At 62.1% G+C, this 11,384-nt stretch carries 9 protein-coding genes; all 9 read left to right on the top strand.

Annotated elements, in window-relative coordinates:
* On the top strand, nucleotides 1-769 hold a 769-nt coding region (gene metK / locus O2807_05315; GenBank protein ID MDA0999922.1), incomplete at its 5' end, for a methionine adenosyltransferase.
* A gap of 50 nt (nucleotides 770-819) precedes the next feature.
* On the top strand, nucleotides 820-2,076 hold the full coding sequence (gene ahcY, locus O2807_05310) for an adenosylhomocysteinase (GenBank protein ID MDA0999921.1): 1,257 nt from the start codon (nucleotides 820-822) through the stop codon (nucleotides 2,074-2,076).
* 181 nt (nucleotides 2,077-2,257) lie between these two features.
* Nucleotides 2,258-3,427, top strand: a complete 1,170-nt coding sequence (locus tag O2807_05305) for an N-acetylmuramoyl-L-alanine amidase (protein ID MDA0999920.1) — start codon at nucleotides 2,258-2,260, stop codon at nucleotides 3,425-3,427.
* Between the two features lie 84 nt (nucleotides 3,428-3,511).
* Nucleotides 3,512-4,828 (top strand): ribosome biogenesis GTPase Der, encoded by a 1,317-nt coding sequence (gene der / locus O2807_05300; protein ID MDA0999919.1) that lies wholly within the window; start codon nucleotides 3,512-3,514, stop codon nucleotides 4,826-4,828.
* A 248-nt stretch (nucleotides 4,829-5,076) separates the two neighbouring features.
* A complete protein-coding gene (gene fusA, locus O2807_05295; protein MDA0999918.1) occupies nucleotides 5,077-7,167 on the top strand; it encodes an elongation factor G in 2,091 nt (696 codons plus the stop codon).
* Between the two features lie 23 nt (nucleotides 7,168-7,190).
* Complete coding sequence (locus tag O2807_05290; GenBank protein MDA0999917.1) at nucleotides 7,191-8,210, top strand: SPOR domain-containing protein; 1,020 nt, start codon at nucleotides 7,191-7,193, stop codon at nucleotides 8,208-8,210.
* 31 nt (nucleotides 8,211-8,241) lie between these two features.
* Nucleotides 8,242-8,640, top strand: a complete 399-nt coding sequence (locus O2807_05285) for a MerR family transcriptional regulator (GenBank protein MDA0999916.1) — start codon at nucleotides 8,242-8,244, stop codon at nucleotides 8,638-8,640.
* 89 nt (nucleotides 8,641-8,729) lie between these two features.
* Entirely contained in the window at nucleotides 8,730-9,395 is a 666-nt protein-coding gene (locus O2807_05280; GenBank protein MDA0999915.1) for a tetratricopeptide repeat protein, read from the top strand.
* A gap of 250 nt (nucleotides 9,396-9,645) precedes the next feature.
* Nucleotides 9,646-10,863 (top strand): RtcB family protein, encoded by a 1,218-nt coding sequence (locus O2807_05275; GenBank protein ID MDA0999914.1) that lies wholly within the window; start codon nucleotides 9,646-9,648, stop codon nucleotides 10,861-10,863.
* Nucleotides 10,864-11,384 lie beyond the last annotated feature (521 nt).

The following is an 11,384-nucleotide window of genomic DNA, read 5'->3' as shown; positions in this document are numbered from 1 at the left end:
GACGGAGGAGTTGATGCCGCTGCCGATCATGCTAGCCCACAAGCTGGTGCAGAAAACATCGGCGGTGCGGCGGAGCGGGCTGCTCCCCTACCTGCGGCCGGACAGCAAAAGCCAGGTGTCGATTCACTACGAAAAGGGCAAGCCGGTGGCCATCGAAAACGTCGTCATCTCGAGCCAGCACGCCCCGGACGTCCAGCTCGAGCAGATTCGCGAGGACATCATCAACCATGTGATCCAGCCCACCGTTCCCGAGCACATGCTCAGGCCCAGCACCCAGATGTACGTGAATCCGACGGGCACTTTCGTTATCGGCGGGCCGAAGGGGGATACCGGCCTGACGGGGCGCAAGATCATCGTGGACACATACGGGGGATACAGCCGGCACGGCGGCGGCGCTTTCTCCGGCAAGGACCCCTCCAAGGTGGATCGCTCGGCCGCCTACATGGCGCGCTATATCGCCAAAAATATCGTGGCCGCCAAGCTGGCGAGGCGGGTCGAGGTGCAGTTGGCGTACGCCATCGGGGTGGCCGATCCGGTGTCCATTCTGGTGGATGCCTTCGGCACGGGCGAAATCGCCTCTTCGAGAATCTCAAAAGCCGTCCGGGAAGTGTTCGGCCTCAAGCCCAAGCAGATCATCGATCACCTGCAACTCAAAAGACCGATCTTCCGGAAAACGGCCGCCTACGGGCACTTCGGGCGCTCGGAGCCGGAATTTACATGGGAAAAAACAGACAAGGTGAAGGAGTTGCGCTCCGCGGTGGGCCTTTAGCCCTCCCGCCGGACGCTCGCTTTCGCATCGCATTTTGACCTGGAGGAATGATGAATTTCGATATTAAAGACAAGGGATTGGCCGATGTGGGTGCGCTTCGCATCGAGTGGGCGAGCCGCAGTATGGCGGTGCTCCTTGGCATAAAAGATCGTTTCGAAAAGGAAAAGCCCCTGAAAGGCATTCGCATCGGCGCGTGCCTTCACGTCACGTCGGAGACCGCGGTCCTCATGCAGACCCTGGCGGCGGGTGGCGCCGATGTCCGGCTTTGCGCCTCGAATCCGCTCTCGACGCAGGATGATGTCGCGGCGGCGCTTTCCATCAAGGAGAAGATTCCGACCTTCGCCATCAAGGGCGAAGACCGGGATACCTACTACGCGCACATGCGCGCCGTCCTCGACGGGAAACCGCAGATCACGATGGACGACGGGGCCGACCTGGTAACCCAGGTGCTCACCGAACGCAAAGAGTTGATCCCCGGGATTATCGGCAGCACCGAGGAGACCACGACGGGTGTCATCCGGCTTCGGGCCATGGCCGAGGAGAATGTGCTCGCGTTCCCCGTCATTGCCGTCAATGACTCGGAAACCAAGCATTTTTTCGATAACCGCTACGGAACGGGCCAAAGCACGGTGGACGGCATCATCCGGGCGACCAACCGCCTCCTGGCGGGTTCCGTCTTCGTGGTCGGCGGCTATGGCTGGTGCGGCAAGGGCCTGGCGAGCCGGGCCCACGGAATGGGCGCGAACATCATCGTGCTGGAAGTCAATCCCGTCCGCGCCCTTGAGGCGCTCATGGATGGTTTCCGCGTCATGCCGATCGCCGAGGCGGCCAAAATCGGCGATTTCTTCTGCACCGTCACCGGCGACACGAGCGTTATCCGGATGGAGCACATGCGCGAGATGAAGGACGGAGCGATCATCGCCAACTCGGGGCATTTCGACGTTGAGATCGACGTGGCGGGGCTGGAAAAAGAGGCCAAGTCGAAGCGCGAGATCCGGCCCCTCGTGGAAGAGTACACCATGTCCGACGGAAGGCGGATTGTCGTCCTGGGCGGCGGGCGCCTCGTGAACCTCGCGACGGCCGAAGGCCATCCGAGCAGCGTCATGGACATGAGTTTCGCCAATCAGGCGCTGGCGGCGGAATATCTGGTCAAAAACGCGGACTCGCTCGAGAGCAAAGTCTACAAGGTGCCCGACGAGATGGACGCCGAGATCGCCCGCTTGAAGCTTAAGAGCATGAACGTGGAGATTGACACACTGACGGCCGAGCAGGAAAAATATCTGAAAAGCTGGCAGTTCGGCACCTGATCTGCCGTTCTGCTCCGGTCTCCGCCCGACGGGAGTTCCATTGGTGGTAGGCGTCTTCCGCTTGCGGAAACGGGCCGGGTTGTGGCTTTCCTTTTGTCTCGCGCTGGCGGTGTTTTTCCCTCATCCGGCGATGCCGGCTACCCCGAAAAGGGGGGGACCGGTCGGTCCTCGGGTCATGGGTGTGCGCCATTTCGCCACGACGGGCTATGCCCGGGTAGTGCTCGTCCTGAACCGCGAGAGCCTGGACTTTCGTTTCGGAACGCTGAAAAATCCTTCCCGCATCTTTGTCGACATTCCCCGCGGAAGTCTCTCTCGCCGCTTCAAAATACCCTCCATCAAGGCTTCCGGAAACGGCGGAGGCCTCATCAGCGGCTTTCGCTTCGGCAAGCTCCACAAGGGGGCGCTGCGCTTTGTCGTGGATATTTCCTCGAAACTCTCGCGCCACAACGTATTCGCGCTGCCCGATCCGGATCGAATCGTCATTGATTTGAGGGGCGAGAAGACACCGGAGGAGGAGTCGGAGCCTCCGCGTCCCGCCCAGCGGGAAATCGCCAAGAAAGCGCCGCCGGCGCCCCTCCCGACACCACCCATCCCTCCCAGCCGGGAAGGGCCGGGCGGCCCTGACATGGAGTTGACCGCGAAATTTCTCAGCGGCCAAGGCCGGATCGTTCTCGATCCCGGACATGGCGGCCGGGATCCGGGGGCAATCGGACTCCACCAGATCGTGGAGAAGGAATTTGTTTTGGAGATCTCCCGCCTCACGGCCGCCGCGCTCCAAAAGCGGCTTCCCCCCGGCAACCGCGTCTACCTGACGCGGAACCGCGACCGGTATCTTCCCCTCCAGGCGCGGACTTCGATGGCCAACGATTTGAAGGCGGATCTCTTCATTTCCATTCATGCCAACAGCGCCCCCCACCGCGGTACGAAGGGAATCGAAACCTACCTGCTGAGCGAGGCCTCGAGCGCCCGCGCGCTTGAGGTCGCCGCGAGGGAGAGCGAAACCACCATCGCGCGGATGACGGATTTGCAAAAAATCCTTCAGGACCTTATGCTCCGCTCGAAAGTGAACGAGTCGCACTCGCTCGCCCAGCTTGTCCACCGTTCGATGGTTTCGGGCCTCCAGAGAAAATATAACCCCGTGAAGGATTTGGGAGTGAAACGTGGTCCGTTTTTCGTGTTGCTGGGCGCCCAGATGCCGAGCATATTGATAGAGACCGCCTTCATCACGAACCCGGTCGAGGCCGGGCGCGGCCGGACCCGGAAGTACAAGCTGGCGCTCGCGGAGGGAATTGCGGAGGGCATTGCCGGTTTCGTGGCCGTTCGGCTTCGTCAGGCCCGCCGTACCCGGTAATGCCAGCGTTGCGCTGATTCGCATGTTCCTTTCCCACCGCAGCCACGGCGGCGGAGACATTTGATTCCCCGGAGAATTTCGGAGATGAGTTTTCCCGTTTTGGCCATTATCGGCCGGCCGAATGTCGGAAAATCCACACTTTTCAACCGCCTCATCGGCCGGCGCAAGGCCATCGTGCGGCCCGAGCCGGGCGTCACGCGCGACCGCCACCATGCCCGCGGAGAATGGAACGACCGTTCCTTTTTGGCCGTTGACACCGGCGGCATATCGGGACCGGCGGAAGACCCTTTCAATCCGCTGATTCTCCGGCAAACCATCCTGGCCATCGAAGAGTCCGACATCGTTCTCTTCTTGACGGACGGCATCGAGGGGCTCCTGCCTGCCGATCGGCAAATCGCCGATCACGCACGCCGCTCGCAAAAGCCGGTTTTTCTCGCCGTGAACAAATGCGACACGAACCGGGCGAAGGAATCTCTGTGGGACTTTTCGGCCCTGGGTTTCGGGGATCCTTTCCCCATTTCGGCCGAGCACGGCACGGGCATCGAAAATCTGCTCGAAGCAGCGTTTGCCCGTGTGCCCAATGACGGGAAATTGGAGGTGGAATCCGAAGAAGAGATCCGCGTCGCCGTCGTCGGGCGCCCGAACGTGGGAAAATCCTCTTTCGTCAACCGCATCATCGGGAAAGAGCGCGCGCTCGTCAGCGCCGTGCCGGGGACGACCCGCGACCCGATCGACTCGCTCTGCCGGCGCGGGGATCAAGCCTACCGGTTCGTGGATACGGCGGGAATTCGCAAACGCGGGAAAATCGGCGACGAGAAGGTCGAGTTCCTCAGCATGATCATGGCGTACCGGAGCATCGAGCGGGCGGAGGTGGTGCTCCTCATCATCGATGCGACCGACGGTCCACGGATGATGGACGCCCAGATTGCGCGCCACATCGTCGAATCGGGAAGAGCCTGCATCGTCCTGGTCAATAAGTGGGATTTGCTCGAGAAGGAAACCCGGACGTTTGACGAAAAAGTGACGGATATCAGGGAAAAACTCGTTCACCTGGATTTTGCCCCCATCCTTTCGGTCTCCGCCTTGACAGGGCAAAGGTGCGAGCATGTGTTCGAGGATATCCGGCAGGTCACCGCCTTCCACCGACAGCGCATCTCCACCCGGAAATTGAATCTTCGTGTCGAGAAATGGGTGGCCGCCCATCCGCCCCACGGCGGGCGCAACAAGAAGCGCCCCAAGATCTACTATGCGACCCAGGCCTCGACCGCCCCCCCGCACATCGTAGTTTTCGCAAGCCGCCTTCCGGGCAAGCCCTATGCGCGCTACATCGAACGGTGCCTTCGAGAGGATTTCGACTTCTCCGGCACTCCCATTCGGGTAAGCTTTCGCAAGCGCGAATAGACGCGCCCGGAGGAAAGGGCCATGCCCACTCGCCAGGAAATCCTTCCCATCCAGTGTGTTTCCGGTTGCAGAAAACCTAAAGCCCCTCTTTAATCAGACACTCCCAAGTCATTCAATCTTGTTGACGAAAAAACGATTAAATGGCAGGATGTTCGGCACAATCAATTGCCGAAATCGGCTAATTTTCTGGTTCCATGAAACTGTCTCTTCGCAGACCGAAGTACGCAATAGGGGAGGACTTGTTTCCCATGGCCAAAGGGGGAGTCGAAAAACTTCGCAATTTTGGATTCTTCGGAGAGGGCGGTACCGGGAAAACATCGCTGGCGGAAGCCTGCCTCTTTACGGGCGGGAGCACCGATCGGCAGGGGAAAGTCGATTCCGGCAACACCATCCTCGATTCCGAACCCGAGGAAATTGAGCGCCACTCATCCATCGGCTCCGCCGTCGCCCATGTTGACTGGGCCGGCCACCGTATCAACATCATCGATACCCCCGGGTATTCCAACTTCGTCGCGGATACCGTCGCGGCGGTCCGCGCCGTGGACAACGCCCTCATTGTCATCGAGGGCCATGCCGAACTGAAGGTCATGACCGAGAAGGCATCCGCCTGGGCCGGAGAGAAGGGCCTCCCGCGCTTTTTGTTCGTGAACCACATGGACCACGAACAGGCCGACATCAGCCGGGCGGTGGAAGGCGCGGAAAAGCTCCTGGGCGTCCGGCTGGCGCTTTTCCAGGTCCCCATTGGACAGGGCGAGAAATTCTCGGGCGTAGTCGATCTGCTCTCCGGCAAGGCGCTCACCTACACCGCGGAAGGAAACGGAAAGGGGACCGAAGGAGAGGTTCCCGGGGATCTGGTGGATGTCGTCGAAGAACACCGAGGCAAGCTGATCGAATTTGCCGCCGAGGCGGACGAAGCGCTGCTGGAAAAATTTCTCGAGGGAGAAGAGCTGAGCCAGGAGGAACTCATCGCCGGGCTTCGCCGGGGCGTTTTGGGGGGATCCTTCATTCCGGTGTTTTGCGGCTGCGGCATTCTGAACATCGGGACCGATGCACTCCTGAACGCGATCGTCCACTTCGGCGCCTCTCCAAAGGAGCGCCCCGCCGAGACAGCCAAGAGCGCGGAGGGCGAAGACATTTCCATCGCGGCGGACGAGAACGCTCCCTTCCGGGCCCTGGTTTTCAAGACCGTTGTGGACTCATTTGCCGGGAAACTGAACTATTTCCGCGTGGTTTCCGGCAGCATCTCATCGGACTCCTCGGCGTACAACTCCAACCGGGACGAAAAGGAGAGGGTGGGGACCCTCCTCTATATTCAGGGGAAAAATCAGAGTCCGGTTTCGGAAAAGCTGGGGCCCGGCGACATCGCCGCCGTTGCCAAGCTGAAAAATACCCGGACCGGGGATACGCTTTGCGCCGACGGCGAAAAGGCCGTCATCACCCCGATTGCATTTCCGTCTCCCGTCATTTCCTATGCGGTGGTCCCCAAGAGCAAGGGCGATGAGGAGAAGCTGAGCACCGCGCTTGCCCGCATCCGGGACGAGGACCCCGTCCTGGCCATCAGCCGAGATCTGCAGACCAAGGAGCTTCTTCTGTCCGGGCTGGGTGTTCTTCATCTCGAGGTCATGATCGAGCGGATCAAGCGCAAGTTCGGCGTCGAGGTCGAGATGCGGACCCCCCGCGTGCCCTACAAGGAAACGATCAAGGGAAAAGCGAAAATCCAGGGCCGCTACAAAAAGCAGACCGGCGGCCGCGGCCAGTTTGGAGACACTTGGCTCGAGATCGAGCCCTTGCCGCGAGGCTCGGGTTTCGAGTTCGTGGATAAGATCGTGGGCGGTGTGATCCCGAAAACCTACATTCCCGCCGTGGAGAAGGGAATTATCGAGGCCATGGACATCGGCACCCTTGCCGGTTATCCCGTGACCGATCTCCGCGTCATTCTCTACGACGGCAGCTACCATACGGTGGACAGCTCCGAGATGGCGTTCAAGATCGCCGGCTCGATGGGTTTCAAAAAGGGGATGGAGCAGTGCAGGCCCATTCTCCTGGAGCCGATCATGACGATCGAAGTCGTGGTTCCGGATGAGTACATGGGTGATGTCATCGGCGACATGAACTCCCGCCGGGGGCGCGTTTCGGGGATGGACCCCGGCCCTGGCGGGAAACAGAAGATCAAGGCCCAGGTACCCATGTCCGAGGTGCTGAACTATGCGCCCGCGCTTCGTTCGATGACCGCCGATCGCGGAGATTTCTCCATCGAGTTTTCGCACTACGAGGAGGTTCCCGGTCAGATTTCCGAAAAAATCATCGCAGGGGCTGTTTCTGCGAAGGATAACGACTAGCGCTCGCGAGAGGGGAAGACGCCATGGCCGCCAAAGATGTGAACCTGCTCGATGACGATCAGGATGATTACGATGACGCCGGAGGAGGCGGTGCGAGCGCACTGCTGGGTGAAAAAAAATCACGCGGCGGGGGAGGGTCCAAGAAGCTCATCCGGAATCTGGTCATCGCTCTCGTGGCTCTCGCGGTCCTGGGCGGCGGCGGCTGGGGTGTCTATCAGTGGTGGTGGGTTCCGCGCCTGAAAAAAGAGCAGGAGCGTATCGAGGCCCAGCGCCGGCTGGAGGAGTTGAAGAAAAAGCGGGAGATACTGGTGCGCGAGGAGGAAGAGCGGCGCAAGAAAGAAGAGATCCTCCTGAAGAAGCTTCAGGAGAGCAAAGCCCAGAAGCCAGAGTCCGAATCACCGCCCGCCCAGCCCGCGGCTCCCCGGGTGGCGGCGAAAAAATCCGCCCCGGCTCCCGCGGCGAAACCCTCGGCCCCGAAATCCCAAAGAAGAGTCGCGCAGAAGGTGACGCCGCCGCCCGCGCCCCGTCCTGCCGCTCCAGCCCCTCGGCGGGCGACCGCTTCGGTGCGCGGCACCTTCTTTTCCGTTCAGGTAGCGACCTGCCGCACCTCCCGCTGCGTCGATGTGTTTGCCAATCGGCTCCGCCAGAAGGGGTTTGAACCGATAGTCTCCCCCGGGGCCGTCGGCGGCGGGCGGAACGAGGTGGTGATCGGCAAATTGCCCACGCGGGATGAGGCCGAGGCGCTCGTCGAGCTCGCCTCCCGCAAGAACATTCGTGCGCGGAGCTACCGCTCAGGGAACAGCTGGAACGTCTCGGCCGGCGGTTTTGCCGATCTCGAGCGGGCGGCCCAGCGCCTCGATCAGGTCGAGGAAGCCGGTTTCAGGGGTGAAATCATCGGGAGCGGTGGGAGCGCGGCGGGCCGGTTCCGTACCGTCCGCTCCGGCAGGCTGCGCACCCGGCAGGAGGCCCTTACATTGCGCGCCCGCATCGTCAACGCCGGATTTGCCGGCTCTTTTGTTGTGCGGCAAAATGGCGCAAATTAGGCAGAATCCAAGAGGACACCCGGAGGACTCCGTGCATCCCGCCATTCCCGACAAGCTTTTCTTCAAAATCGGAGAGGTGGCCGAGCTGACCGGCACCAAGCCCCACGTACTGCGCTACTGGGAGAGCGAGTTCAAGGTCTTGCGCCCGGCGAAAGGGGAGTCTGGCCAGCGTGTCTACCGGCGGAAGGATGTCGAGCTGATTTTCGCCATCAAGAACCTGCTCTACGAGGAAAACTTCACCATTGCTGGGGCCAAAAGACAGCTCAGCCGCCAGCGCTCCCCCCGCGGAGCGGCGGAAGCTTCCGTGGCCGAGGAGGAAGCGAGGAAGGACGAAAATCCACTCCTCCCGTTCGAGAGAAAAGAGACGCTGGACCCCGTCTGGCTTCGGAGGGAACTTCAGGGGATTCTCGATATCCTGGACAGGAAATGAGCGAATAACTTAATGTAACTTCTCAATTTCTTAAATTATATCCTCAATATTCAAACAGAAATCTCTGTTATTTAAAGGAAAATCTGCGCATGGCCAGAAACTTCAGGAAGTCCATCAAAAGCCCCGATGTTTTCCAGACCTACAGCCAGCGCGTACTCGCCAAGCTGATGGAATTCCAGCGGCAGCTGATCCTGGCGGGCGTTGCCATCATCATCGCTCTGGGCGCCTATGGCGGCTATTGGTTCTGGGAGGGCCGAACCCGGCGGCTCGCCGCGCTGGCCTACGGCACGGCGGTTCTCACGGCGCAGAGCGATGCCGAGCAAATGGAGGCGTTGCTGCGTGCGGCGGCGGAGAAATACCCCGGAACCCGGCCGGGAATCCTGGCCCGGCTCGAGCTCGGGGCCTTGCTGCTTGAGCGGAACAAGCCCCGGGAAGCCGAAAAAACCTACCGGGAGGCGCTCGCGATCGGCGGGCTGACCGAGACCGACCGGGCGGTCGCGCGGCGCGGGCTGGCCGGGGCGATGGCCGACCAGGGAAAATGCGACGAAGCCCGCGGCGAGTGGCGCCAAGCCATCGCGAAGCCGGGCCGGCTCATCACCCAGGACATCTATCTCTCGATCGCCGCCTGCTTCGAGACGCAGGGGAAGCCCAAGGAGGCCCTCAAGGTTTACGAGGAACTCAGCCAGAAGCACCCGCGGAGCCCATTTCTGACGGCCGATCTCCGGGACAGGATACGGAAACTGGGCGGACAATAAGCGCCGCCGGCAGGCTTTCTTTCCGGCCCGCATTTTCTCGTTACTCATGATAAGATATATTATGTAAAATAATAGATGTGCCGGAGGGGGCGAACCCTCAGCTTCGGATATCGTCTCGGCCCTGTTTCCCGGCTGACGGCCGCGCGCCGCAAACCCCACCCCCTTGAGTCCCTCCGCCCGGGGCCGCATATTCAATCCAGGGCCAAAGCCATCCCATCGCCCTGTTCCGGGACCCTTCGGGAGTGCCCCCATGTCCAAGCCGAATCTCAAACCCCTTGAAATCCGCGGCGCGCCGGTGGACGTCGGCGCCCTCGATCAGATCCGCCGCTGCCTTGAGGACACAGAAGCCGCCGCGGGGGCGCTCCTCGCCGATCACCACCTGGGCTACTCCATGCCCATCGGCGGCGTCATCGCCTACCGCGGCGCCGTCAGCCCCTCGGGCGTGGGCTACGACATCGCCTGCGGGAACAAGGCCGTCCTGACCGATCTGGCGGCCAGCGACGTGCGCCCCGAAATAACCCGCATCATGGACGAAATCTACCAAAGCCTCGAATTCGGCATGGGCCGGGAGAACCCCGAGCCCGTCGGGCACGAACTCTTCGATGACCCCGCCTGGCGGAACGTCCGCCCCATCGGCAAGCTCCGCGGCCTCGCCATGAGCCAGCTCGGCACCATCGGCTCCGGGAACCATTACGTGGACATCTTCCGCGACGAGGCGGACCGGATCTGGATCGGCGTCCACTTCGGCTCGCGCGGCTTCGGCCACAAGACCTGCACCGGCTTCCTCAATCTCGCCAAGGGCCGCCCCTTCGACGCCCGCCCCGGCGGCGAGAACATGCACGCCCCCGCCACCGTCTTCTCCCTCAAGAGCGAGATCGGGCGCGACTACCTCCAGGCCATGAAGCTCGCCGGGCGCTACGCCTACGCCGGGCGCGACTACGTCTGCCAAAGAGTCCTCGAAATCCTCGGGGCGCGCGCCCTCGATTCGGTCCACAACCACCACAACTTCGCCTGGGAGGAAGAACACGGCGGCGAGAAGCTCCTCATCGTCCGCAAGGGCGCCACCCCCGCCTGGCCCGGCCAGCGCTGCTTCATCGGCGGCTCCATGGGCGGCATCTCCGTCATCGCCGAGGGCGTGGACACCGAAGCCGCGCGCAAGCTCCTCCGCTCCACCGTCCACGGCGCGGGCCGCACCATGAGCCGCACCGCCGCCGCCGGCAAGAAAAAATGGCGCGGGGGCCGGCCCATCCGCATCGGCGGGCGCTTCACCCGCCAGGAGATGAACGCGAACATGAAAAAGCTGGGCATCCTCCTGCGCGGCGCCGACACCGACGAGGACCCCCGCTGCTACAAGAACCTCGCCGAGGTCCTCGCCCTGCACGAAGACGCCCTCAAGATTCTCCACACCCTCACCCCCCTCGGCGTCGCCATGGCCGGAGCGGACGTGCGCGACGATTTCCGGGATTAGGGGGGGGGCGGCGCAAAAAATCCCGCAGTATCCCGCAGCATCCCGCACGCCCCGCCGCTCTCAAAAAAACCCGCAGTATCGCGCAGCATCCCGCAACCGCCCCGCCGGCGCTCTTTTTCGGACGATTCTTCCGGGCGGTCCCTCATATCCCGCAGGCACATCTCCAGCCCCCTTTCGCCCGCCCCCCTTTTGGAGCGCGGCAGGCCCACTCTCGCACATGGGGCGGCAGCGGCAGGTGCAGAAGATACGGGGTGGCGCGGGCCACCGCGCCTCGGGCCACCCGCGCCACGCATCCTCCCGCGCGGCGCCATGGCCGGGGCGGACGTGCGGGACGATTTTCGGGATTAACTTCGTCTAGCGGAGGGTTTTCCGGAGGTTTTTTTTCAGGGATTTTTCGAGCTGTTCGCGTTCCTCCTCCGGCAATTCGAATCTCAGGCCCAGCGCCCAGGTGGGCGGATTGCTTTCATTCGTCCGTATCCACACCGGGGTGGCGGAAACGCCCTTAAACTCGCCATCGGGTA

The sequence above is a fragment of the bacterium genome, from assembly GCA_027622355.1.
GTDB lineage: Bacteria > UBA8248 > UBA8248 > UBA8248 > UBA8248 > JAQBZT01.
The sequence above is the reverse complement of the archived record's forward strand: the minus strand, read 5'-3'. Positions and strand labels throughout refer to the sequence as shown.

Bases quoted from the DNA above. Each gene is read 5' to 3' on its own strand.
- ahcY (MDA0999921.1), top strand. From the start codon at position 820: ATGAATTTCGATATTAAAGACAAGGGATTGGCCGATGTGGGTGCGCTT.
- der (MDA0999919.1), top strand. From the start codon at position 3,512: ATGAGTTTTCCCGTTTTGGCCATTATCGGCCGGCCGAATGTCGGAAAA.
- fusA (MDA0999918.1), top strand. From the start codon at position 5,077: ATGGCCAAAGGGGGAGTCGAAAAACTTCGCAATTTTGGATTCTTCGGA.
- O2807_05290 (MDA0999917.1), top strand. From the start codon at position 7,191: ATGGCCGCCAAAGATGTGAACCTGCTCGATGACGATCAGGATGATTAC.
- O2807_05280 (MDA0999915.1), top strand. From the start codon at position 8,730: ATGGCCAGAAACTTCAGGAAGTCCATCAAAAGCCCCGATGTTTTCCAG.
- O2807_05275 (MDA0999914.1), top strand. From the start codon at position 9,646: ATGTCCAAGCCGAATCTCAAACCCCTTGAAATCCGCGGCGCGCCGGTG.